This is a genomic window from Bacillus sp. Pc3, assembly GCF_000815145.1.
Lineage (GTDB): Bacteria > Bacillota > Bacilli > Bacillales > Bacillaceae > Bacillus > Bacillus velezensis.
The window spans coordinates 531,342-556,923 of sequence record NZ_CP010406.1 but is presented as its reverse complement, the minus strand read 5'-3'; the positions used below and the strand labels follow the sequence as shown (position 1 = coordinate 556,923).

The 25,582-nt window shown below is 47.0% G+C and carries 20 protein-coding genes and 1 riboswitch; all 20 genes read left to right on the top strand.

The window, feature by feature from the left end; all coding sequences use genetic code 11:
• Positions 1-24 precede the first annotated feature (24 nt).
• The 20 genes from SB24_RS02190 (at position 25) to sepF (ending at position 25,576) form a co-directional block, all read left to right on the top strand.
• Positions 25-1,944, top strand: a complete 1,920-nt coding sequence (locus SB24_RS02190) for a stage V sporulation protein D (protein ID WP_003154438.1) — start codon at positions 25-27, stop codon at positions 1,942-1,944.
• 195 nt (positions 1,945-2,139) lie between these two features.
• On the top strand, positions 2,140-3,612 hold the full coding sequence (locus tag SB24_RS02185) for a UDP-N-acetylmuramoyl-L-alanyl-D-glutamate--2,6-diaminopimelate ligase (RefSeq protein ID WP_003154436.1): 1,473 nt from the start codon (positions 2,140-2,142) through the stop codon (positions 3,610-3,612).
• A gap of 107 nt (positions 3,613-3,719) precedes the next feature.
• Positions 3,720-4,694 (top strand): phospho-N-acetylmuramoyl-pentapeptide-transferase, encoded by a 975-nt coding sequence (gene mraY / locus SB24_RS02180; protein ID WP_007409707.1) that lies wholly within the window; start codon positions 3,720-3,722, stop codon positions 4,692-4,694.
• Positions 4,695-6,050: a UDP-N-acetylmuramoyl-L-alanine--D-glutamate ligase gene (gene murD / locus SB24_RS02175; protein ID WP_015417422.1), complete on the top strand. Its 1,356-nt coding sequence runs from the start codon at positions 4,695-4,697 to the stop codon at positions 6,048-6,050.
• A 58-nt stretch (positions 6,051-6,108) separates the two neighbouring features.
• Entirely contained in the window at positions 6,109-7,209 is a 1,101-nt protein-coding gene (gene spoVE / locus SB24_RS02170) for a stage V sporulation protein E (RefSeq protein ID WP_003154430.1), read from the top strand.
• Positions 7,210-7,325: 116 nt separating this feature from the next.
• Complete coding sequence (gene murG, locus SB24_RS02165; RefSeq protein ID WP_015417423.1) at positions 7,326-8,417, top strand: undecaprenyldiphospho-muramoylpentapeptide beta-N-acetylglucosaminyltransferase; 1,092 nt, start codon at positions 7,326-7,328, stop codon at positions 8,415-8,417.
• A gap of 25 nt (positions 8,418-8,442) precedes the next feature.
• Positions 8,443-9,354 carry a UDP-N-acetylmuramate dehydrogenase gene (gene murB / locus SB24_RS02160; protein ID WP_015388267.1) on the top strand — a complete coding sequence of 304 codons (912 nt, stop codon included), beginning with the start codon at positions 8,443-8,445 and terminating at the stop codon, positions 9,352-9,354.
• A 128-nt stretch (positions 9,355-9,482) separates the two neighbouring features.
• Positions 9,483-10,271: a cell division protein FtsQ/DivIB gene (locus SB24_RS02155; RefSeq protein ID WP_039251561.1), complete on the top strand. Its 789-nt coding sequence runs from the start codon at positions 9,483-9,485 to the stop codon at positions 10,269-10,271.
• Positions 10,272-10,820: 549 nt separating this feature from the next.
• Positions 10,821-12,134, top strand: a complete 1,314-nt coding sequence (gene ftsA, locus SB24_RS02150; protein ID WP_003154425.1) for a cell division protein FtsA — start codon at positions 10,821-10,823, stop codon at positions 12,132-12,134.
• A gap of 35 nt (positions 12,135-12,169) precedes the next feature.
• Positions 12,170-13,318 carry a cell division protein FtsZ gene (gene ftsZ / locus SB24_RS02145; protein ID WP_003154424.1) on the top strand — a complete coding sequence of 383 codons (1,149 nt, stop codon included), beginning with the start codon at positions 12,170-12,172 and terminating at the stop codon, positions 13,316-13,318.
• A 270-nt stretch (positions 13,319-13,588) separates the two neighbouring features.
• Positions 13,589-17,884 carry a S8 family peptidase gene (locus tag SB24_RS02140; RefSeq protein ID WP_039251560.1) on the top strand — a complete coding sequence of 1,432 codons (4,296 nt, stop codon included), beginning with the start codon at positions 13,589-13,591 and terminating at the stop codon, positions 17,882-17,884.
• A 215-nt stretch (positions 17,885-18,099) separates the two neighbouring features.
• On the top strand, positions 18,100-19,029 hold the full coding sequence (gene spoIIGA / locus SB24_RS02135; RefSeq protein ID WP_039251558.1) for a sigma-E processing peptidase SpoIIGA: 930 nt from the start codon (positions 18,100-18,102) through the stop codon (positions 19,027-19,029).
• A 57-nt stretch (positions 19,030-19,086) separates the two neighbouring features.
• Positions 19,087-19,806, top strand: coding sequence for an RNA polymerase sporulation sigma factor SigE (gene sigE / locus SB24_RS02130; protein WP_007409714.1), 720 nt, complete (start codon positions 19,087-19,089; stop codon positions 19,804-19,806).
• Positions 19,807-19,946: 140 nt separating this feature from the next.
• Positions 19,947-20,729 (top strand): RNA polymerase sporulation sigma factor SigG, encoded by a 783-nt coding sequence (sigG, locus tag SB24_RS02125; RefSeq protein ID WP_003154420.1) that lies wholly within the window; start codon positions 19,947-19,949, stop codon positions 20,727-20,729.
• A 128-nt stretch (positions 20,730-20,857) separates the two neighbouring features.
• Positions 20,858-21,655 carry an ABC transporter ATP-binding protein gene (locus SB24_RS02120; RefSeq protein ID WP_015417427.1) on the top strand — a complete coding sequence of 266 codons (798 nt, stop codon included), beginning with the start codon at positions 20,858-20,860 and terminating at the stop codon, positions 21,653-21,655.
• 4 nt (positions 21,656-21,659) lie between these two features.
• Positions 21,660-21,764: riboswitch (TPP riboswitch) on the top strand.
• Between the two features lie 76 nt (positions 21,765-21,840).
• A complete protein-coding gene (locus tag SB24_RS02115) occupies positions 21,841-23,121 on the top strand; it encodes an acetylornithine deacetylase (RefSeq protein ID WP_039254938.1) in 1,281 nt (426 codons plus the stop codon).
• 60 nt (positions 23,122-23,181) lie between these two features.
• Positions 23,182-23,433 (top strand): YlmC/YmxH family sporulation protein, encoded by a 252-nt coding sequence (locus SB24_RS02110; protein WP_003154415.1) that lies wholly within the window; start codon positions 23,182-23,184, stop codon positions 23,431-23,433.
• 154 nt (positions 23,434-23,587) lie between these two features.
• Positions 23,588-24,424, top strand: a complete 837-nt coding sequence (pgeF, locus tag SB24_RS02105) for a peptidoglycan editing factor PgeF (RefSeq protein ID WP_014304972.1) — start codon at positions 23,588-23,590, stop codon at positions 24,422-24,424.
• Positions 24,425-24,428: 4 nt separating this feature from the next.
• Positions 24,429-25,121, top strand: coding sequence for a YggS family pyridoxal phosphate-dependent enzyme (locus SB24_RS02100; RefSeq protein WP_031378756.1), 693 nt, complete (start codon positions 24,429-24,431; stop codon positions 25,119-25,121).
• Complete coding sequence (gene sepF, locus SB24_RS02095) at positions 25,118-25,576, top strand: cell division protein SepF (RefSeq protein WP_007409719.1); 459 nt, start codon at positions 25,118-25,120, stop codon at positions 25,574-25,576. The genes SB24_RS02100 and sepF overlap by 4 nt, the downstream gene beginning before the upstream one ends.
• The last annotated feature ends 6 nt before the right edge of the window (positions 25,577-25,582 follow it).

The window sequence follows — 25,582 nt, the reverse complement described above, 5'->3', positions numbered from 1 at the left end:
CCTAAATAAGGAGTGGACGGTCCCTTGCGCGTTTCAAATGTAACGGTTCGAAAACGTTTATTACTGGTTTTGCTTTTTGGCGTAATCATTTTTTTGATCATTGACAGCAGATTAGGCTATGTCCAATTTGTGATGGGAGAAAAGCTGACTTCATTGGCTAAGGATTCCTGGAGCCGGAATTTGCCGTTTGAGCCTGAGCGGGGAGAGATTCTTGACCGAAACGGCGTGAAGCTGGCTACTAATAAAAGCGCGCCGACCGTCTTTGTCGTACCGCGCCAGATCCAAAATCCCATCAAAACGGGCAAGCTTCTCGCGTCAGTTTTAAATATGTCGGAAGAGAAGGTCTACAAACACATTACTAAGAAAACCTCCATAGAAAAAATCTCACCCGAGGGGCGGAAAATTTCCAATAAAAAAGCGAAAGAAATCAAAGCGCTCGACTTAAAAGGGGTTTATGTGGCTGAAGACAGCATCCGCCATTATCCGTACGGAAGCTTTTTGTCCCATGTTCTCGGGTTTGCCGGTATTGATAACCAAGGCCTTCTCGGATTGGAGGCTTATTATGATGATGACTTAAAAGGTGTCAAGGGATCCGTAAAATTTTATACGGATGCCAAGGGGAAGAAAATGCCTGATGAAGCGGATGATTACACCCCTCCGAAAGACGGACTTGATATGAAACTGACGATTGACGCCAAGGTTCAGACGATTATAGAAAGAGAGCTCGACAATGCAGCGGCGAAATATAACCCGGACGGAATGATTGCGGTCGCAATGAATCCGAAAAACGGGGAAGTGCTCGGCATGTCAAGCCGTCCTGATTTTGATCCGGCTGACTATCAATCGGTGGATCCGTCCGTTTACAACCGGAACCTGCCGGTATGGAGCACATATGAACCGGGTTCGACCTTTAAGATTATTACGCTTGCGGCGGCTCTTCAAGAGCAAAAAGTAAACTTGCAAAGAGACCACTTTTATGACAAAGGATTTGCCGAGGTCGACGGCGCCCGCCTCCGATGCTGGAAAAAGGGCGGCCACGGTTCGCAATCTTATCTTGAAGTCGTTCAAAATTCCTGCAACCCCGGGTTTGTACAGCTGGGGGAACGGCTCGGAAAACAAAAGCTGTTTCAATATATTAAGGACTTCGGTTTTGGGAAGAAAACAGGCATTGATCTGCAAGGGGAAGGAACGGGGATCTTATTCCCGCTTGACAGAGTCGGCCCGGTCGAACAGGCGACAACCGCTTTCGGACAAGGGGTTTCCGTCACGCCGATTCAGCAGGTGGCAGCCGTTTCCGCAGCAATAAACGGCGGAACGCTTTATACTCCGTTTATCGCCAAAGAGTGGGTTGATCCCGTTACGAAAAAAACCGTTAAGAAACAATCGCCGATTGCGAAAAGGCAAGTTATTTCCCAGGAAACGTCAAAGCAGATCAGATATGCTTTAGAAAGCGTCGTCGCTCAGGGAACGGGGCGGAATGCCTTTGTGGAAGGATATCGCGTCGGCGGAAAAACAGGTACCGCACAAAAGGTCAAAGACGGCAAATATCTCGAAAACAACCATATCGTCTCCTTTATCGGTTTTGCTCCGGCTGATGACCCGAGCCTTGTCGTGTATGTCGCGGTTGATAATCCGAAAGGCACGATTCAATTCGGGGGAACCGTCGCCGCGCCGATTGTCGGAAATATGATGAGAGACAGTCTGCCGGAGCTCGGCGTGAAACCGCGAAAAAATCAAATCGAGAAAAAATATCAATGGAACGACACAAAAACAATAGAGGTTCCGAATGTTGTAGGGATGTCTGTCTCTGATCTTGAGTCGCTGCTTGTCAATTTGAATATTGACTCCTCAGGAAAAGGAAGCAAAATTGTGAAACAATCACCTGCAGCCGGAACGAAAGTAAAAGAAGGCTCAAAGATCCGTGTTTACTTGAGTGAAGAATGAGTCTTTTTGAGGCAGCCGATTGTTTTCGGCTGCCTCTTATCATAAAGAGAAAAAAAGAAGATAACTTTTAAGATTAACTGGATGTATCCTTTTATTTACGCTAAAATATGAACTGTATGTTTAAAAGCCATTCTGACTTTTATAAACGGTTATCATGATAAAAGAATGAATAGAATTTCTGAGAGGTTTGATACAATGAAACTTACAAAGCTGCTTACATATTTAATGGCCGAACCTGTTCAAAATGACTTTCATGACCCTGACATAACTTCAATTGAGATGGACTCCAGGGAAGTGAGAAAAGGGAGTCTTTTTGTGTGTATAAAAGGGTATACGGTAGACGGACATGATTTTGCCCAAAAAGCCGCAGAAAACGGCGCAGCGGCCATCGTTGCCGAGAAAGAGCTTGACGTCGATGTTCCTGTCATTATTGTCCGCCGGTCACAGCGGGCGCTCAGCGTTCTTTCTGACGCGTTTTACGGGCAGCCGACAAAGCAGCTTCAGCTTATCGGCATCACCGGCACAAACGGCAAAACATCAACGACGCACATGGTTGATGAGATTTTCAAAAAAGCGGGAAGACAGACCGGTTTAATCGGAACGATGTACATTAAAATCGGGGATGAGACATTCCCGGTCAAAAATACAACGCCCGAAAGCGTCACACTGCAAAAAACGTTCAAGAAAATGAATGATGAGCATGTTGACACAGCTATTATGGAAGTGTCTTCTCACGCTCTGTCACTCGGCAGGGTTCACGGCTGCGATTATGATATCGCCGTATTCACGAACCTGACGCAGGACCATTTAGATTATCACAAGACGATGGAAGACTACAGACAGGCTAAAAGCCTCCTGTTTTCCCAGCTGGGCGGCTCCTTTAATCACGAAAAGCCGAAGCGGGCCGTTTTAAACGCAGATGACAAAGCCAGTGCTTATTTTGAAAAAGTGACGGCGGCGCACATCCTTACATACGGAATCGAGAATGATGCCGATGTCATGGCGAAACAAATCGAGATCTCTGCGCAAGGCACAAGCTTTGAACTCGTTACGCCAAAAGGAACAAAGCAGATCACGGTTTCACTCGTCGGCCGCTTCAACGTGTATAACGTACTGGCTGCAGCGGCGACAGCGATCGCAGCGGGTCTGCCGTTTGATACGATCACAAGCGCTCTTGAAGAGCTGCAAGGTGTCAGAGGCCGGTTTGAACTGGTGAATCACAATCAGCCGTTTCCTGTGGTCGTCGATTACGCGCACACGCCTGACAGTCTGGAAAACGTCCTGAATACATGCAAAGACATGACAGAGGGCAAGCTTTTCGTCGTCGTCGGCTGCGGCGGTGACCGGGACAAAACGAAACGCCCGAAAATGGCGGAAATTGCGGTGCGGATTGCCGACGAACCGATTTTCACTTCAGATAACCCGAGAAGCGAGGACCCGCTGGCCATATTAAGAGATATGGAAAGAGGGGTAGAAGGCACTTACTATCACAGTATCGCAAATCGCGAGCAGGCTATCTTTTTTGCCATTGCCAACGCGAAAAAGGGAGATGTGGTTCTGATTGCCGGGAAAGGGCATGAAACCTATCAGCAGATCGGCAATGAAACATTCGACTTTGATGACGCCGAAGTAGCGGGAAGAGCTATTGTTGAGCTGAATAAAAAGTAAAACAGGAAAGAGTGTTAGAATGAGGGAAATGAAAAGAATTACGGGGACACAATGTGAATATGATAAATACGTATGTCGTTTGAACGAAACGGGAGGAGAAAAGAGCAATGCTTGAGCAAGTGATTTTATTTACAATAATAATGGGATTTTTAATCAGTGTTCTGATATCTCCGATTCTTATCCCGTTTTTAAGACGTTTAAAATTCGGCCAAAGTATCAGGGAAGAGGGGCCGAAATCACATATGAAAAAATCAGGGACGCCGACGATGGGCGGGGTCATGATTATTGTATCCATCGCCATTACGGCGATTGTCATGACGCAGAAATTTTCGCATCTGAGCGCGGAAATGTTTCTTCTGCTGTTTGTCACGATCGGATACGGCCTGCTCGGCTTTCTGGATGACTATATTAAAGTAGTAATGAAACGGAATCTCGGATTGACGTCGAAGCAGAAATTGATCGGCCAGATCATTATTGCCATTGTATTTTACGGAGTATATCATTATTGCCATTTTTCAACCGGCATCAGGGTGCCGGGCACACATCTGTCAATCGATCTCGGCTGGGGATACTTTATCCTCGTTCTCTTTATGCTTGTCGGAGGTTCAAATGCCGTCAACCTGACAGACGGTCTGGACGGTCTCTTGTCCGGTACCGCGGCTATCGCATTCGGCGCTTTCGCCATCCTTGCGTGGAACCAGTCACAATATGACGTTGCGATTTTCTCGGTTGCCGTTGTCGGCGCCGTTCTCGGTTTTCTTGTATTCAACGCCCATCCCGCCAAGGTATTTATGGGGGATACCGGTTCGCTTGCGCTCGGAGGAGCGATCGTGACCGTTGCCATTCTGACGAAGCTTGAAATTCTGCTCGTCATTATCGGCGGAGTATTTGTTATTGAGACCTTATCTGTTATCTTACAAGTCATCAGCTTTAAAACGACAGGAAAACGAATCTTTAAGATGAGTCCGCTTCACCACCATTACGAATTGGTCGGATGGTCTGAATGGAGAGTTGTCGTCACATTCTGGACTGCGGGACTGCTGCTTGCCGTTTTAGGAATTTACATCGAGGTGTGGTTATAAGTGGAAAACGAACTTTTTTTGCAAAAACAAAACTTTCTGGTCCTCGGACTGGCGAAAAGCGGATATGCGGCTGCGTCGATTCTTCATGAAAAAGGCATTAACGTCGTCGTGAATGATCAAAAAGCCTTTGAAGAAAACGAACCTGCCCAAAGGCTTGCAGAAAGAGGAATTGAAGTCATCTGCGGTGAGCATCCGACGTCACTTTTTGATCAGCATCACATTACCATTCTGATCAAAAATCCCGGAATCCCGTATGAAAATATCATGGTGGAGGAAGCGCAAAGAAGAGGCATCCCGGTCTGGACGGAAATCGAGCTTGCGTATTATATCACCAATGCAAAATTCATCGGCATTACAGGTTCAAACGGGAAAACAACAACGACGACCCTGATTTATGAAATGCTGAAAGCTGACTCGATAAAGGCGCTGATCGCAGGGAATATCGGCACTGTCGCCAGTGAAGTGGCTTATCATGCTGATGGTGATGAATGGATCGTCACAGAGCTTTCTTCGTTCCAGCTTATGGGGACTCATGCGTTCAGACCTGAAATCGGCCTGATTTTAAATGTGTTCGACGCTCATTTGGATTACCATCACAGCCGTGAAAACTATGAAAAAGCCAAGCAGAACGTGTATCTTCATCAGCTTGAGAGTGATACGGCCATCGTGAATCAAAGCGATGAAACAGTCGTGCGGCTTGCCGAAAGCGGAAAAGCCGGCACCGTTCCGTTTTCAGTTCACCAGGAACTGTCAAGCGGCGCATTCATTAAAGACGGTATGCTGATGTTCGGCGATGAAGCGATTCTGCCTGTTGATGACATCGTACTGCCGGGCGCGCACAATTTAGAAAATATTTTAGCCGCTGTAGCCGCGGCAAAAACGGCGGGCGCGTCTAATAAAGCGATTCAGAAGGTGCTGACAAGCTTTACCGGTGTCAAACACCGTCTGCAGTATGTAACTGCGATCCAGAATCGTAGATTTTATAATGACAGCAAAGCGACGAATATTTTGGCCACAAGCAAAGCGCTCTCCGCGTTCAAAGCACCGGTTATTCTGCTTGCAGGCGGACTGGACCGCGGCAACGGTTTTGACGACCTGAAACCGTATATGGACAATGTCAAAGCGGTCCTGACGTTCGGACAGACAGCGCCGAAGATAGAAAAACTGGGCAATGAGCTGGGAATACAACATGTCAAACGTGTCGATAATGTTGAACAAGCAGTATCTGCGGCGTTTGCGCTCTCAAATGAAGGAGACGTCATCCTCTTGTCACCCGCGTGTGCAAGCTGGGATCAGTTCAAAACATTTGAAGAACGCGGTGACATGTTTATAGATGCCGTGCATATGCTTAAGTAAGGGCTTGTCTCTGTTCATCGGCAGCCCTAAATGACTTATGCTTGGGGTGTCGATTGCTTTGACTACTAAAAAAACAGCGCCTGATTTGTTATTAGTTATCATTACGTTATTGCTTTTAACAATAGGATTAATTATGGTCTACAGTGCAAGTGCGGTATGGGCGGATTATAAATTTGACGACTCGTTTTTCTTCGCGAAAAGGCAGCTGCTGTTTGCGGGGATCGGCGTCATTGCCATGTTTTTCATAATGAATGTGGATTATTGGACATGGCGCACATGGTCGAAGCTGCTTCTGATCATTTGTTTTTTTCTGCTTGTACTTGTGCTGATTCCGGGAGTCGGAATGGTGCGGAACGGTTCAAGAAGCTGGATCGGAGTGGGAGCGTTCAGCATTCAGCCTTCGGAGTTTATGAAACTCGCGATGATTGCGTTTCTGGCTAAATTTCTTTCTGAAAAACAGAAGAATATTACGTCATTCAGACGCGGATTCGTTCCCGCGCTCGGAATCGTGTTTTCTGCATTTATTATTATTATGTGCCAGCCAGACCTGGGAACGGGGACGGTAATGGTGGGCACGTGCATCGTGATGATTTTTGTTTCCGGTGCGCGAATCGCTCATTTTGCGTTCCTCGGACTCATCGGTTTAAGCGGATTTGCGGCACTAGTTCTGTCCGCTCCTTATCGGATTAAACGGATTACCTCTTACTTAAACCCATGGGAGGATCCGCTTGGAAGCGGATTTCAGATCATTCAGTCGCTCTATGCCGTAGGTCCGGGCGGACTGTTCGGGATGGGGCTCGGCCAAAGCCGGCAAAAGTTTTTTTACCTGCCGGAGCCGCAAACCGATTTCATTTTTGCTATTTTATCTGAGGAACTCGGCTTTATCGGCGGTTCGCTCATATTGCTGCTGTTCAGTATTTTATTATGGCGGGGCGTCAGGATTGCCCTCGGCGCGCCGGATTTATACGGAAGCTTTGTCGCCATCGGTATTATTTCTATGATAGCTATTCAAGTCATGATTAATATCGGCGTTGTGACGGGGCTGATCCCGGTAACAGGAATTACGCTGCCGTTTTTAAGCTACGGAGGCTCATCACTGACGCTGATGCTCGCAGCGGTCGGCGTGCTTTTAAATGTCAGCCGGTACTCGAGGTATTGATCTGTATCTTGCCTCATCACTCATGATTTATTCGTTATCTATAAAAAAACAGACAACATCAATAACCCTGTCCTAAAAAACAGGGTTATCGCTATGTGATTAAGGGGGACATACGAATGCGTATTGCAGTAAGCGGAGGCGGAACCGGAGGACATATTTACCCGGCCCTGGCCTTTATTAAAGAAGTTCAGCGCCGGCATCCGGATGTGGAATTTTTGTATATCGGAACAGAGAACGGTCTTGAGAAAAAAATTGTTGAACGGGAAAATATTCCGTTCCGTGCCATTGAAATTACAGGTTTCAAACGAAAACTTTCTTTTGAAAATGTAAAAACCGTCATGCGTTTCTTAAAAGGCGTGAAGAAAAGCAAATCATATTTAAAAGAGTTTAAACCGGATGCCGTTATCGGTACAGGCGGCTATGTATGCGGTCCGGTCGTATACGCGGCGGCAAAAATGGGAATTCCGACGATCATTCATGAGCAAAACAGCCTGCCCGGCATCACAAATAAGTTTCTCTCGAAATATGTTAATAAGGTGGCAATTTGCTTTGAAGAGGCAAAATCGCATTTTCCTGCTGAAAAAGTTGTGTTTACGGGAAACCCGAGAGCCTCTGAAGTCGTCTCAATTAAGACAGGCCGCTCATTAACTGAGTTCGGGCTGAAAGACAATCAAAAAACGGTGCTCATTTTCGGCGGAAGCAGAGGCGCGGCTCCCATTAACCGTGCCGTTATAGATATGCAGGAAGAATTGAAAACGAGACCTTACCAAGTGCTTTATATTACCGGGGAAGTGCATTACGAGAAGGTAACGGCTGAGCTGAAAGGCGGAAAAGCCGCTGATAATATGGTGACAAAACCGTTTTTGCACCAAATGCCGGAGTACTTACAATCAATTGATGTCATTGTGGCCAGAGCCGGAGCGACGACGATTGCGGAAATCACCGCTCTCGGCATTCCGAGCGTGCTTATTCCGAGCCCGTATGTGACAGCCAATCACCAGGAAGTCAATGCGAAGGCGCTTAGCCAGCATGACGCTGCAATCGTACTGAAGGAAACCGAGCTCACCGGAGAAAAACTGATCGCTGCGCTGGACAAAATCGTCATGAATGAAGAAACCTTAAAAGACATGAGTGAGCGGACAAAATCACTCGGTGTTCCGGATGCGGCAGCCAGACTGTACAGTATCATGGAAGACATAAAAAAATAGAGCAAATGGAATGCGGAGGTTTATGATGGAGAACGTAATTCAGGAATTAAGAGACCGCGAAGTCGGCAAAGTGCTGGAACAAGAACCGCTCGCGAACCATACAACGATGAAAATCGGCGGTCCGGCGGACATTTTGATCATCCCCAACCGTGTGGAAGCGGTCAAAGATATTATGGATATTGTGAAGAAACATGATCTGCCATGGACGGTTATCGGACGGGGTTCAAATCTGCTCGTGCTTGATGAAGGCATAAGAGGAGTTGTCATCAAACTGGGAGCGGGTCTGGATCATTTGGAGATTGACGGTGATCAGGTGACAGTCGGAGGCGGCTATTCGGTCGTCCGGCTTGCGACTTCCATGAGTAAAAAAGGAATGTCCGGTCTCGAATTTGCAGCGGGCATTCCCGGATCAATCGGCGGAGCCGTCTATATGAATGCCGGGGCGCACGGATCTGATATGAGTGAGATTCTTGTGAAAGCCCGTATCTTATTTGAAGACGGCACAATCGAATGGCTGACGAACGAAGAGATGGATTTCAGCTACAGAACGTCTGTTTTGCAGAAAAAACGCCCCGGCGTCTGTCTCGAGGCAGTTCTTCAGCTTGAGCAAAAGGAACGGGAAGCCATTACGGCGCAAATGCAGCAGAACAAAGATTACAGAAAAAACACTCAGCCGTATTCAAGCCCATGCGCCGGGAGCATATTCAGAAATCCGCTGCCGAATCATGCCGGAAACCTCGTTGAAAAAGCGGGATTAAAAGGACATCAGATTGGCGGAGCAAAAGTGTCCGAAATGCACGGGAATTTTATCGTCAATGCCGGCGGAGCGACTGCCAAGGACGTTCTTGATCTGATTGAATATGTGAAAAAGACAATCCGTGAGCAGTATGATGTTGACATGCATACAGAAGTTGAAATCATCGGAGGGAATCGTTAAAAGGTTCTCTGATTACATGAGCTCATGTGATATACTTTTAACAAATGTCAAACGGCATCACAGCATGCCGTTTGTTTTTCAATCAGACGAATGTCAAGCTGTTTCATTCTTAGTGAGGTGGACAGGCAGTGAACCCAAATCATGAAAGAGAAAAAATCGTAAATATTGAAGAGCGGATTCCGAAAATCAAAGAGCAGCGGAAGCAAAAAGCAAACCGCCGGCTGATTTCATTCATTGTGCTCTTTTTTATGATGGTGCTGATCATCGTGTACTTGCAGATGCCGATCAGCAAAGTGTCTTCTGTCACCGTTTCCGGAAACGAAAACGTGTCTGTAAAAGAGATCAACGCGCTTTCTGATATACATAACGGACAAACCGAGTTCTGGAGTCTGAACAAGAAAAAAACAGAAGAAAAGGTTGAGCAGAATAAGCTGGTGAAAAAGGCGGAACTTTCAAAAGTATTTCCTAACAAAGTCAGCATTCACATTGAAGAATACAAGACGATCGCGTATCTGCAGCGACATGATGTGTATTATGAAGTGCTCGAAAACGGCACTGTGCTGCCGAACGAAGTCACGCCGGATGACGCGGGCCCGATTTTGGTTGACTGGACAAACGCGAAAAAGCGGGTCAAAATGGCGGAGCAGCTTGATAAGCTTTCCGGTTCGCTAAAGCAGTCGATTTCTGAAATCTATTATACACCGGTAAAAATGGATCAGGACCGGATCAAGCTGTATATGAACGACGGGTATGTAGTTACCGCTTCTATTAAAACGTTTGCCGGCCGGATGAAGACCTATCCTTCTATCGTTTCCCAGCTGGACGGCGGGAAAAAGGGGATTATCCACTTAGAAGTCGCTACGTATTTTGAAGAATTTAACAAAGGTAAATCCGGCAAGAAAAAAGAAAATGATTAATAGTTCTAAAGAACTAATTTCAAGGTGGTTCAAAAGAATCTATTGCAATCAGCGGGGCAGCCGATATAACCGATAGCGGAATCATTATGACTATGTTTGTTTTTGCCCGGGATATGGCTGCCGGACAAGCGGAAAATTCTCAATGCAATGGGCGTGTCTTCTGCAATGAGCATTGCATTTGGAATTTTCCTCCTGTTTCTTCTTTTTTCGGATGTTTCTGGCAATATCTATAGCTTTTCTGGAGGTTCATCTTAGTGTAGACTAATGGAAAGCGGGTATATTTGCATCTGGTTTGCACAGTATGGCACCGTGACAAGAAATCTTACGGTAAGGTGGGCCTTCTCTAAAAAAAATAAAAAAAATACGATATAAAAGAGGATATACATAGAATATAACGAATAGTTTCATTAAACATAAATTGTGAGAAATCAGATAAGAATTTGTTGATGCTGTTGTTTTTGTTACACACTTGTAAAGCCACATTCATTGTATTGTTGTTCCGCAAATAATAGAATAGAATTTGATCGAAATGTGAGGAGGTGCCATAGAATGAACAACAATGAACTTTACGTCAGTCTTGACATCGGTACGTCCAATACAAAAGTGATCGTCGGAGAAATGACAGATGATTCCCTTAACATTATCGGAGTGGGAAATGTACCGTCTGAAGGGTTGAAAAAAGGCTCAATCGTTGATATAGATGAAACCGTTCATTCTATAAGAAAAGCGTTTGACCAAGCTGAAAGAATGGTAGGTTTTCCGCTGAAAAAAGCCATTGTCGGCGTTAATGGAAATTATATTCATATTCAAGATACGAACGGCGTTGTCGCTGTTTCCAGTGAAAACAAAGAAATTCACGTTGAAGACGTCCGCAGGGTAATGGAAGCGGCACAGGTCGTGTCAGTTCCGCATGAGCAGCTGATCGTAGACGTCGTTCCGAAACAGTTTATCGTTGACGGAAGAGACGAAATTACCGATCCGAAAAAAATGCTCGGCGTGCGCCTGGAAGTAGAAGGCACGCTGATTACCGGCTCCAAAACGATCTTACATAACTTACTTCGCTGTGTGGAGAGAGCGGGCGTTGAAATTACTGATATTTGCCTGCAGCCGCTTGCGGCCGGTTCGGCGGCTTTATCAAAAGACGAAAAAAACCTCGGAGTCGCCATGATTGATATCGGCGGCGGCTCGACGACGGTGGCGGTATTTGAACAGGGGCACCTGAAGGAGACAGCCGTCATTCCGCTCGGAGGCGAAAACATCACGAAAGATGTATCGATCGGATTGCGCACTTCCACCGAAGAGGCTGAAAGAGTAAAAAAACAATTCGGACATGCATTCTACGATGAGGCTTCAGAAGATGAAGTATTTGAAGTCACCGTCATAGGAACAAATCAAAAGCAATCTTTTACACAGCAGGAAATTGCCAATATTATTGAAGCAAGAGTGGAAGAGATTCTTGAGATTGCCGCAGCCGAAATTGAGCATATGGGAATTACAGATCTGCCCGGCGGCTTTGTGCTGACCGGGGGACAGGCCGCAATGCCCGGAGTGCTTTCATTGGCACAGGAAGTGCTGAGGCACAATGTAAGGGTCGCAAGCCCGAATTATATCGGTGTAAGAGACCCTCAGTATATGACGGGTGTCGGCTTGATACAATTTGCCTGCCGAAATGCCAGAATTCAGGGAAGAAAAATAGGCTTTCATATGCCGGAAGAAGCCGTGCAGGAAATCGCGGTCTCTCACGAAGAAGAACATCATCAGCGGCCAGAGGCGCAGCAGCGTCCAAAAGCAAAACAAAAAACACAAGCCGAACACAACAAACCGAGCAAAATGAAAAAACTATTAAGCATGTTTTGGGAATAGATTGATAGTCATTCGGCAGATTAGGAGGATTTAGCATGTTGGATTTCGAAACAAACATAGACGGCTTAGCATCAATTAAAGTAATCGGAGTAGGAGGCGGCGGTAATAACGCGGTCAACCGAATGATTGAAAATGAAGTGCAGGGTGTAGAGTACATTGCGGTAAACACGGACGCGCAAGCTCTTAACCTGTCAAAAGCGGAAGTGAAAATGCAGATCGGGGAAAAGCTGACCCGCGGTCTCGGAGCGGGAGCGAATCCGGAAGTCGGCAAAAAAGCCGCTGAAGAAAGTAAGGAACAAATCGAAGAAGCGCTAAAAGGTGCTGACATGGTGTTCGTTACAGCCGGAATGGGAGGCGGTACCGGAACGGGAGCCGCACCGGTTATCGCGCAAATCGCAAAGGACTTAGGCGCTTTGACTGTCGGTGTCGTAACAAGACCGTTTACATTTGAAGGAAGAAAACGTCAGCTGCAGGCTGCAGGCGGTATCACGGCAATGAAAGAAGCCGTTGACACACTGATCGTTATTCCGAATGACCGCATTCTTGAAATCGTCGATAAAAACACACCGATGCTTGAAGCATTCCGTGAAGCTGATAACGTGCTTCGCCAAGGGGTGCAAGGTATCTCTGACCTCATCGCGACGCCTGGTTTAATCAACTTGGACTTTGCCGATGTCAAAACGATCATGTCCAACAAAGGTTCAGCATTGATGGGTATCGGGATCGCTACGGGCGAAAGCCGTGCTGCTGAAGCCGCCAAAAAGGCGATCTCCAGTCCGTTACTGGAAGCGGCAATCGACGGAGCGCAAGGTGTTTTGATGAACATTACGGGAGGTACAAACCTGAGCCTCTACGAAGTGCAGGAAGCAGCCGATATCGTCGCTTCTGCATCCGACCCTGATGTCAACATGATTTTCGGTTCAGTTATCAATGAAAATCTGAAAGATGAAATCGTCGTCACCGTTATTGCGACCGGTTTTATCGAACAGGAAAAAGATGACTCAAAACCGCAGCGTCCGACTTTAAACCAAGGATTGAAGTCTCAAAGCCAAAACGCTGCGAAACGTGAGCCGAAACGAGAAGAAACTCAGCATCAAAACACGGTGAACCGCCATACATCACAGCCGGCGGATGATGCCCTCGACATTCCTACATTTTTAAGAAACCGCAACAAACGCGGCTGATGTAAAAAAGGACAAGACCACATGGTTTTGTCCTTTTTCTTTTGTGCACAGTCTTCCTTCCTATCCCCATGATCTATACAGTGAAAAAAGAAACTTTATACCTATGACGAATTGATTGTTTTTTAGTTTCATACGGCTTTCTACAGAATGCGACAATATCTGGATGGAAGATTGTCTACATTTAACGTACAGCATCGAAATGACAAACGATTCCAATTATGAAGGAGGGATACACATTTTATAGGCGTTACCAAATAAGGGGGGATACGATTGAAGAAAAAAACGAGAAACAGATGGACAGGCTCCGTTTTAAGCGCGATTGTCGTCAGTTCCCTGTTGTTTCCGGGTGCAGCCGGAGCGAACAGCACACCGGGGGCAGTTTCTTTCACCAAAGATCTTTCTTCCTCTAAGAGCATTCAGCATAAGATTTCCGATTCAGTCAAGAAGCGTTTTGAAAAAAATGATAAAGTCACGTTTCTTATCAAATTTAAAGAGAAAGCCAATACGAAAAAAGCGGTCAAAGAAGCAGAAAAAAACGCCAAGTCTCAATCGCTTTCCGCAGCAAAAACCGAATATCAAAAGCGGTCAGCCGTCGTTTCTTCTTTAAAACTGGCGGCTCATGATGCGCAGCAGAATCTGAAAACATATTTGGAAAAACAAAAAAAGAAAGGCAAGGCTGATCACATCCATTCCTATTATATTGTCAACGGAATGGCAGTCACTGCTTCGAAAGAGGTAATGGAAAAAGCCGCCTCATTTCCTGAAGTAGAAAAAGTTCTTCCGAATGAAAAACGTCAGCTTACTCAACGACAATCAAAAGCTCCTTTTCAAATGAAGAAAAAACAAAAAGAGATCAAAGCAAAGGAAGGCATCGAATGGAATATCAGCCAAATTGATGCGCCGCAGGCCTGGGCTTCAGGATACGACGGAACCGGCACGGTTGTCGCCTCCATTGATACGGGAGTTCAGTGGGATCATCCGGCGCTTAAAGAAAAATACCGGGGTTACGATCCTGAAAATCCCGCAGCGCCGAATCATGAAATGAACTGGTATGATGCCGTGTCCCATAAAGACGCTCCCTACGATGATCTTGAACACGGCACTCATGTAACAGGGACCATGACGGGTTCAGAACCTGACGGCTCAAATCAAATCGGTGTGGCTCCGGGGGCGAAATGGATCGCAGTAAAAGCATTTTCAGATGACGGAGGAACCGATGCCGATATTTTGGATGCCGGGGAATGGGTGCTCGCGCCTAAAGATAAAAACGGCACGCCCCATCCCGAGATGGCGCCGGATGTTGTTAATAATTCCTGGGCAGGCGGTTCGGGAATGGACGAGTGGTACCGCGATATGGTGAATGCGTGGAGAGCGGCAGGGATTTTTCCGGAATTCTCTGCGGGAAATGAAGACTTATTTACACCGGGAGGACCTGGGTCAATCGCAAATCCGGCCAATTATCCTGAAGCATTTGCGACAGGTGCGACTGACATCGACAAGAAACTCGCTGATTTCTCACTTCAAGGCCCCTCACCGTATCATGAAACAAAACCGGACATTTCGGCTCCGGGAGTGAATATCCGTTCTTCGATTCCTGGAGGAACATACGAAGGCGGCTGGGACGGAACTTCAATGGCCGGGCCGCATGTGGCGGCGACGGCGGCTTTGTTAAGGCAGGCGAACGCCTCTATTACGGTCGATGAAATGGAAGACGTTTTGACGCGCACCGCCGAAAAGCTGACAGATTCCGTTTTTCCGGAATCACCGAATAACGGTTACGGCCACGGTCTCGTTAACGCTTTTGATGCCGTTTCTGCCGTAACGGACGGAATCGGAAGCGTAGAAGGCAAGGTCTCTTCTGCGGGCGAAGATCACAATCCGCCCAGCTTTCACCATGAACCGGTCTCAGCGGCTTACAAAGGGGCAAACCTTCCGTTGACGGTTACAGCAGAAGACGATGTAAGCGTAACTGAAGTCATCCTTTCCTATCAGTTTGATGAAGGAAAGTGGAAAACGACAGCCGCCGTTCAAAAAAGCGGTGATGAAAAAAAGGGAACATACCAGGCGGAGATTCCGGATGTAACGGGAAGCAAGGTAAGTTATAAATGGACCATAAAAGATTTCGGAGGTCATTCTGTAGAATCTGATACGTACAGGGCTGACGTGAAACCGAGCATTACGGCGGGATACAAAGAGGATTTTGAATCACAGCCGGCGGGCTGGTCCAGTTACGGGACACATGACCAATGGGAATGGGGTATCCCGGGTTCAGGGCCCGGCACCGCATTTTCCGGAGATAAAGTGTATGCGACGAATCTGTCCGGCCCTTATGCCGATTCAGCCAACATGAATTTGGTGATGCCTCCGATTCAAGTTCCGGAAACAGGACGGCTGTTTTTGCAATTTAAAAGCTGGCACAAGCTCGAAGAATTTTTTGATTACGGGTATGTGTTCGTTCTTCCGGAAGGAAAATCAAATTGGGAGCAGGCGGCCGTTTACAATGGTGACTCCGCAGGATGGAACGATGAAGAGGCGGATTTATCTGCGTATAAAGGCCAAAACATAAAGCTCATGTTTAATATGCAGTCTGACGAAGTACTCAATGAAGACGGATGGTATATCGATGATGTCCGGCTTTCAAGCAGCCCTCTCGGCAAGGCGGCTAAAAAAAGTAAACACAATAGACAAACACCTCCCGGCCACCTGAAGAAAAAAGCCGTCAGTCCGAAACAGGCCAAACCGGCAGTGAAATCACCCGGAAAAAGAGTGAAACGTGAAACAAACCTCCTCCCTCTCAGAGCGCAAATCAGTGTCGCCGAGACGGGGAAATCCGTATATTCCGACCCTGCAAGCGGAAGCTACAGCCTGTCACATAAGGCGGGAAGCTATACGCTGAAAGCCGAGGCTTACGGATTTAAGTCCGCTTCGAAACAAGTTTCTATTCAATCGGACAAAACCGCACAGGCAGACTTTACACTGGAGCAAATGCCGTCCGGCACGCTAAAAGGAACCATCACCAATCAGTCAACAGGCGAACCGGTAAAAGGGGCTGCGCTTTATGTGGCTGAGGATGCCGCAATTGAACCGGCGGTGACAAACGATAAAGGGGAATATTCGCTTAAGGCGTACGAAGGCTCCTACACAATCAAAGTAGCGGCAAAAGGCTTTTACAATAGCGAATTTTCCGTTGACATCAAAGGAGATGCTGAAAAAAACGTCAAGCTTAAGCCGTATATCGGTTATGAAGGGGAAATTGCCTATGATAACGGAACGGAAGAAGCCGCGCTGTCATATTTTAAAGCCGGCAGCAAATCTGCCGTTAAGATGACGCTCAAAGACGGAAAAGAACACGGTATGCTGACGGGAGGCCTTTTTAAATTTTGGGGCGCCGACTGGCCTGATCCGGGCGGTACCGAATTTCAAGCAGAAGTATATGATGCATCCGGCCCTGATGGAGCTCCGGGCAGCAAAATTGCCGGCCCGTTCCAAGCTGAAGCGCTTCGAAACGGCGAATGGACCAGAGTGGATCTCAGCTCAAAAGGAATCGCGGTCGGAAAGGATTTTTATCTTGTGTTCCGCCAGACGAAACCCGATCCTTATACACCTGCCCTGTCATCTGATGACGGCAGTCCGTACTCGAACAGAAACTGGCAATACCTCGACGGCCGCTGGTCTAAAACCGATAAATCAGACGGAAACTTTATGATCAGGGCTTTGGTCGACTACGAAGCTTCTGTGCCTGACATAACGTCGCCTAAAGACCGGTCATTTACAAACAAGAAGTCAGTCACGGTGAAAGGAACGGCTTCACCAAAAACCGCTGTCCGTCTTACCAATAACGGTAAAACCGCCGCAGAAACGAAAGCAGATGCAGACGGCAATTTCCAGGCCGGCGTCACACTCACTGAAGATGCCAATCGGCTGACGGCGGCATCTGTGACAGACAGCGGGTCAACCGATGAGTCACGCCCTGTCACGGTCATACTGGATGAGGATAAGCCGGATGTGACGATTGACAGTCCGGCAAACGGTGATAAAACAAATAAAGAAGCAGTGACCGTAAAAGGAAAAGTGCACGACGCCCATTTAAAATGGGTAAAGGTGAACGGAAAAAAAGCTGAAGTTAATAACGGTTCTTATCAAGCGAGAACCCTTCTGGAAAACGGCAGCAATGAGATCAAGGTCACGGCCTCAGATGAAGCGGGTAACAAAACAACGAAAAAGACGGTGATCGATGTCAATTACAATGCTCCCGTCATTTCCGGATTGGTTCCCGGAGCGGATAAGGAATTAAAAGCCGGAGAATCAGTGAAAATCGCTTTTTCAAGCGGAAAGAAATTAGACGCTTCCTTCGTTATCCGTCTGCCTCTGACAAACGCCCGGGCAGGGAGCCAAAACGCAACAGAGCTTCCGCTGAGAGAAATTTCTCCGGGACGATATGAGGGTTACTGGACGGCGACTTCTTCCATCAAAGCAAGCGGAGCAAAAATTGACGTTATCGCTAGAGATGACTACGGAAATGAAACGAGACAGACGGCTAAAGGAAAACTTTATATCAATGAGTAAGACAGAGCGCTGCCAGATCACGGCAGCGCTTTTTTAGTTGAAGCGGACAATAGGAAAGCAACCCTTTCGGCCCTCGACAAATAAAACGGTTATCCCTTAAAAATTGTACTTTACCCTCAACATTAATTGACAGACTTTCCCACAGAGCTTGCTTTATACTTATGAAACAAGAGAGAGAAACAGATAAGTAAGACAAAAGAGGAAAGGGGTCAGATGTGAAAATCTATCTGGATGTCATTTGGCTGTTGAACTTTTGTTTTGATTCTCTTTTGCTTTTATTGACCGCCTTTATTTTAAAACGCCAGGTAAAAAAAAGAAGAGTGGCCGCCGGCGGTTTCATCGGGTCAGCCATTGTGCTTCTGATGTTTACGCCTGTTTCTCCCTTTGTGGAGCATCCGGCGGGAAAAATGGCGTTTTCAGTAGTCATCGTGCTTGCGGCTTTTGGCTTTAAACGGTTCCGATACTTTTTTCAAAATTTGTTCGCCTTTTATTTCGCGACTTTTCTCGTCGGCGGGGGAATGATCGGCGTACATTCCCTGCTGCAGACAGAATCAATTGTGCAGCAAGGCGTAATGGTCACAAGCCAGACCGGATTCGGCGACCCGATCAGCTGGATGTTTGTAGTTATCGGATTTCCGGCCATATGGTTTTTTTCGAAAAAGAGAATTGAAGACATCGAGACGAAGTCCATTCAGTACGATGAACTTGTCATGGTGCAGGCGGAATTCAGCGGACAGACAATCCGCGCGAAAGGATTGGTGGATTCCGGGAATCAGCTGTATGATCCGCTGACGAAAACGCCGGTCATGATCCTTCACATTGACAAATTCGCTCCGATTCTCAGCGAAAAGGAAACGGACCTCATCAAATCCGCCAGTCCGCTTGAAGTGATAGAGCAGCTTGATGATTCGTTCCGCCATGCGGATAAGCTGAGGCTGATTCCATACAGGGGCGTCGGCCAGGACAATCAATTTTTAATCTGTTTAAAGCCGGATTACGTCACGATTTTAACAAAAGACGAAATGATCGCTTGTGAAAAATGCCTGATCGGCATCAGCACGAAACCATTATCTGCGGACGGTGAATTTGACGGAATCGTTCATCCGAAGATGCTGACAGGGAAGGCTGTAAAACATGTTTCCTGACGAAAAGTCTGTTATTCATCATACTCAAAACGCGTTGTATTTAGAAGGGGGAGGAAGATGAAAAAACTTAAGCTGCGTCTGACATATTTGTGGTATAAATGGCTGATGAAACTCGGACTGAAAAGCGATGAAGTGTATTACATAGGAGGAAGCGAGGCGCTGCCGCCGCCTTTGTCTAAAGAAGAGGAGCAGGTGCTCTTATTAAAGCTGCCGAGCGGGGATCAGGCGGCGCGGGCCATTCTGATTGAGAGAAACTTACGTCTTGTCGTTTACATTGCCCGCAAATTCGAAAATACCGGCATCAATATCGAGGACTTAATCAGCATCGGCACCATCGGTTTGATCAAAGCGGTAAACACTTTTAATCCGGAAAAGAAAATCAAACTCGCCACCTACGCGTCGCGATGTATCGAAAACGAAATTTTAATGTACTTGCGCCGAAACAATAAAATCCGTTCAGAGGTGTCCTTTGATGAACCGCTGAATATTGATTGGGACGGAAACGAGCTGCTGCTTTCGGATGTGCTCGGCACAGATGATGATATTATTACAAAAGACATTGAAGCCAATGTGGATAAAAAACTTTTGAAAAAAGCGCTTGAGCAATTAAACGAAAGAGAAAAGCAGATTATGGAACTGCGTTTCGGGCTTGTCGGAGAAGAAGAAAAAACACAAAAAGATGTAGCCGACATGATGGGGATTTCACAATCTTATATCTCCCGGCTCGAAAAGCGGATTATCAAAAGACTGAGAAAAGAGTTTAACAAAATGGTGTAAAATTTTTTCCATCTGACAGCCCTTACTGCTGCAAGGATTGCCGCAGCCGGATGTTTATTTCTGTAAAATGGCGGTGCATATTTTTCCCACCCGAGGAGATACTTAACGTTGTACAGCAGCTCCTAGTGGGAGGGAAAAACGTGTCAAGAAATAAAGTCGAAATTTGCGGGGTGGATACCTCCAAATTACCGGTGCTCAAGAATGAAGAGATGAGAAAGCTGTTTAGGCAATTACAGGATGAGGGCGATGATTCAGCGAGGGAAAAGCTTGTAAACGGCAATCTGCGCCTTGTCTTAAGCGTCATTCAGAGGTTTAACAACAGAGGAGAGTATGTTGATGACTTATTTCAGGTCGGCTGCATCGGACTAATGAAATCCATTGATAATTTTGACCTAAGCCATAATGTTAAGTTTTCAACATACGCTGTACCGATGATCATCGGAGAAATCCGCAGATATTTGCGGGATAACAATCCGATCCGCGTCTCGAGGTCGCTTCGCGATATCGCATATAAAGCGCTTCAAGTAAGAGAGCGGTTAATCAGTGAGACAAGCAGGGAGCCGACAGCAGAGGAAATCGCTAAAGTTCTTGAAGTGCCCCATGAAGAAATTGTGTTTGCCCTTGACGCCATCCAGGATCCGGTTTCACTGTTTGAGCCGATTTATAATGACGGCGGCGATCCGATTTACGTGATGGACCAGATCAGCGATGAGCGCAATAAGGATACACAATGGATTGAGGAGCTGGCTCTGAAAGAAGGCATGAGAAGACTGAACGAACGGGAAAAAATGATTTTGCGAAAGCGCTTTTTCCAAGGGAAAACCCAAATGGAAGTCGCTGAAGAAATCGGCATATCCCAAGCTCAGGTCTCAAGGCTTGAAAAGGCAGCCATTAAACAAATGAATAAGAATATCCATCAATAACGGAAAAAGCCTTTAAACCTTGTTTAAAGGCTTTTTTCATGCGATGGTTTACGTTTGCAAAAAAGTGATGTATTCTAATGTGTAAAAGTTTTTGGAAAATTTAAATAAAGTAAACGGGGGAAACTGCAATGATTTTACAGCTGGACAGTGTGTCATTAAAAAGAAACGGGAAATGGATTTTGAAAGATATCAACTGGCGCGTCGAGAAAAACGAAAATTGGGTGCTGTACGGATTAAACGGAGCCGGAAAAACGGCTTTGCTGAATATGTTATGCTCTTATTACTTCCCCACTTCAGGAGAGATGCAGGTGCTCGGCCATCAATTCGGCAAAACAGAGCTCGGTGACAGGCTCAGGAGGAAAATCGGCCTTGTTTCAGCAGGTCTTCAGCACAAATTATATGCCGCGGACTCCGCTTTTGAAATCGCCCTCAGCGGCGCGTACGCTTCAATCGGGCTGTACGAAACTCCGAGTGAGCAGGTAAGGGAAAAAGCGATCGGTCTTCTGAAGGATTTGGGCGCCATCAGTTACGCCGACAGACGGTATGAAACATTATCACAAGGGGAAAGACAAAGAGCGCTGATTGCGCGGGCGCTTATGGCTGATCCGGAACTGCTGATTTTGGACGAACCCGTGACGGGTCTTGATTTTATGGCAAGGGAGCAGCTGCTGGACACGATTACGTCGATCGCCGAAAAAGAAAATGCGCCGTCCATCCTTTATGTCACCCATCACGCTGAAGAAATTCTGCCGGTATTTGATCAGGCGCTGCTTTTAAAACAGGGCGAGGTGTTCGCCTCCGGGAAAATCAGGGACATGCTTTCTGACGAGCGGCTTACAGCGTTTTTCGATACGCCTGTCAATGTCTTATGGAACAATGGCCGCCCGTTTTTAACACGTGCAAAAGAGGCATCATCCGTAAAATAACATAAATTCACCCTGGGGGTGCTGCCATGCGGCTGAGAGAGACGTTGTCTCAACCCTTAACGGACCTGATCCGGATCATGCCGGCGGAGGGAAGCGGTGAAAAAAGCGGAGGAAGATCCGTTTTTCACCCGTTTCATTTCATGAATGAAACGGGTTTTTTGATACAGCCAAAGGGGAGATTTCCAATGCATCAGATTGATATGCTGTTACACCAGGCGGAAAAACGGCGGAATGACTTCATACATATTGCTGAAAGGTTGATAGCCTTTCCGATTCCGGCCCCGCCAGCAAGAAATACGGCAGAAGCCCAAAAGTGGGTGGCCGGCTTTTTAAAAGAAACGGGCTTCTCGGTCGATATGTGGGATGTGTATCCGGAAGATCCGAATGTAGTCGGTGTTTTAAAAGGGACAGATTCAAGCAGGCATCAAAGCCTGATTTTAAACGGACACATTGATGTGGCAGAAGCCGGGGGCGAAGACTGGCACTCTGACCCGTTTCAGCCGATCGTAAAAGACGGCATGCTGATCGGAAGGGGCGCCGCTGATATGAAAGGGGGTTTGGCGTGTGTTCTTTTCTCTCTGAAGCTGATCCATGATGCCGGCATTGAGCTTCCGGGCGACCTCATTGTACAGTCTGTAATCGGAGAAGAAGTCGGTGAGGCGGGGACGCTGGAATGCTGCAACCGCGGCTATCACGCGGATTTTGCGGTTGTTGCGGATACGAGCAGCCTGCATATTCAAGGGCAGGGCGGTGTCATCACCGGCTGGATAGAATTGAAAAGCAAACAAACATTTCATGACGGCATGAGGCGCAATATGATTCATGCGGGCGGAGGCACATTCGGAGCGAGCGCCATCGAAAAAATGGCAAAAATCATCACTGCCTTGGGAGAGCTGGAGCGCCACTGGGCGGTAACGAAAAGCTATCCCGGCTTTGCGCCCGGCACCAATACGATCAACCCCGCCGTCATTGAAGGCGGAAGACACGCAGCGTTTGTCGCCGATGAATGCCGGTTATGGATCACCGTCCACTTTTATCCGAACGAAACGTACGAACAAGCAGCCGCAGAAATCGAAGACTATATTAATCGTGTCGCTGACAGTGATCTGTGGCTCAAAGAAAACAGGCCGGTGTTCAAATGGGGAGGATCTTCGATGATTGAAGACAGAGGAGAGGTGTTCCCGGCGCTGGAAATCGATTCGGACCATCCGGCAGTTTCTGTCTTGGCTGCATCACACTCAGCCGTCAGAAAACAGGAGCCCGTCATTGATGTTTCCCAAACCGTAACTGACGGAGGGTGGCTTTATCATGCCGGGATTCCGAGCGTCATATACGGTCCCGGCGATTTAAAAAACGCCCACTCCGTAAACGAGGAAGTGTCCGTTGATGAGCTTATGGACTATACGAAAATTATGCTGAGATTTATCCTCGGCTGGTGCAGCCGCAAAAAAGATTGCCCGATGTGACAAGGTTCAGCCCGGCCGTTCATATAATAGGAAAAAGAACGGGCAAAGGGCGTGATACGGATGATCAGCATATCTGAATTTCAAATAAAAGATGTGGTAAACGTGTCGAACGGAAAAAAACTCGGAAGCATCGGTGATATTGATATTAACGTGACAACGGGAAAAATTCAGGCGATTATTTTAGGCGGCAGCGGAAAAGTTCTCGGTTTTTTCGGAAAAGAAGAGGAAATGATCATTCCTTGGCGAAATATAGTTAAAATTGGGGAAGATGTCATCTTAGTGCGTGTAAACGAACCAAAGGGGGGAGCGTAATCCTCCCTTTACTTGTAAAAAGCCGGAAATCTCAATGTTTCCGGCACATTTATTTATCTCATTTTTCAATCAGCCGCTAAACGTATGCTTAAAATTGTGTTAAAATGAGTGGGAAATTACGCTTTTTTAATGTTTGTCGAAAGGTTGGATCTCCATGAATACATATCACCCGTTTAGTCTTACCACCCCCTCGGCACTCATGATAGAAGACTGGAACTGTGTGAATCAGCTTAACACAAAGGTCATCGCCGGATTCACGACGAAAAACGGCGGGGTCAGCAATCCTCCGTATGAGTCATTAAATACCGGATTGCACGTCCGAGACGAAGCTCATGATGTTGTGACAAACCGTGAAGTCATAGCGTCCTTATGCGGTACTGATCTGGATTCCTGGGTGTTCGCCGACCAGACACATGAAAACCGCGTCCGGCGCGTGACAGCCGGGGATAAAGGAAAAGGGGCGAGAGACTATTCTTCCGCATTCCGCGGGACGGACGGGCTCTACACGAAAGATGCGAATCTTTTTTTGGCCCTTTGTTTTGCGGACTGTGTGCCCTTGTATTTTTATGACCCGGTGAAATCCATTATCGGCGCTGCCCATGCCGGATGGAAGGGGACGGTCAAACAAATCGGACGCATCATGACGGAACGCTGGGTAAACGAAGAAGGCTCCCGTTTAACAGATATTCAGGCTGTCATCGGTCCGTCCATCAGCGCGGGAAGCTATACAGTCGACGACCGCGTCATCAATGAAGTGCGGGCGCTGCCTTTTACGGCTGAATCCGCCATATGCGAAACGGAAAAAGGCCAGTATCAGCTTGATTTAAAAGAGGTCAACCGTCTTCTTCTGATACATTGCGGCATTCCGGAAGAAAACATTTCAGTCAGCGGTTTATGCACCGAACGAGAGCGTGAACTATTCTTTTCACACCGCCGCGACAAAGGGAAAACGGGACGCATGATGTCCTTTATCGGAATGAAGGAGGCGTAAGATCTTGCGTGTTGCTGATCAATTACGACATATAAACGAAAGAATAAACGAAGCATGTAACAGATCGGGCCGAAGCCCCGAAGATGTTACCGTCATCGCGGTTACAAAATACGTATCAGCTGAAAGGGCTCAAGAGGCCGTTGATGCCGGTATTACAAGTCTGGGAGAAAACCGGGATGCCGAGCTTATCCATAAGCAGGAAGTCATCAAAGGCAGCCCGGAGTGGCACTTTATCGGCAGTCTTCAGTCCAGAAAGGTGAAGGCCGTCGTTGACCGTGTATCTTATATTCATTCCTTAGACAGACTGTCATTGGCAAAAGAAATTGAAAAACGGGCGCAGCATGCGGTTCGCTGTTTTGTGCAGGTGAATACTTCGCTTGAGCCGTCTAAGCACGGTTTGAAAACAGAGGAGGTCATCCCCTTTATCAGAGAGCTTTCTGAGTTTAGATACATTTCTGTAGAGGGCCTGATGACGATGGCTCCCCTGACAGACGATACAGAAACGATCAGAGCCTGCTTCCGGCAATTGCGTGATCTGAGGGATCAGGTACAAAAACTGAATCAGACAAACGCACCGTGCCGGGAACTGTCAATGGGCATGTCAAATGATTATGAAATCGCTGTTGAAGAGGGCGCAACTTTTATCAGAATCGGCTCTTCATTAGTCGGAAATGAACCGGGGGGTGTAAACAAATGAGCATGAAAAATAAACTGAAAAACTTTTTCTCAATGGATGAGGAGGAGTACGAGTACGAATACATTGAAACGGAGCAGGATCATCCGGAAGAGCATGAACAGCAGAAAGATAAACAGCCTGCTTACGCTCAGAAGCCGCAGGGCAAGCAGAACGTAGTAAGCTTGCAAAGTGTTCAGAAATCCTCTAAAGTGGTGTTGAGTGAACCGCGTGTATATGCGGAAGCGCAGGAAATCGCCGATCATTTAAAGAACAGGCGGGCGGTTGTCGTCAATCTGCAGCGCATCCAGCATGATCAGGCGAAAAGAATCGTCGACTTTTTAAGCGGTACCGTCTACGCCATCGGCGGCGACATTCAGAGAATCGGTTCAGATATTTTTCTGTGCACGCCTGATAATGTCGACGTTTCCGGCACGATTTCGGAGCTTATAAATGAAGACGAACATCAGAGGTGGTAAAGCAGG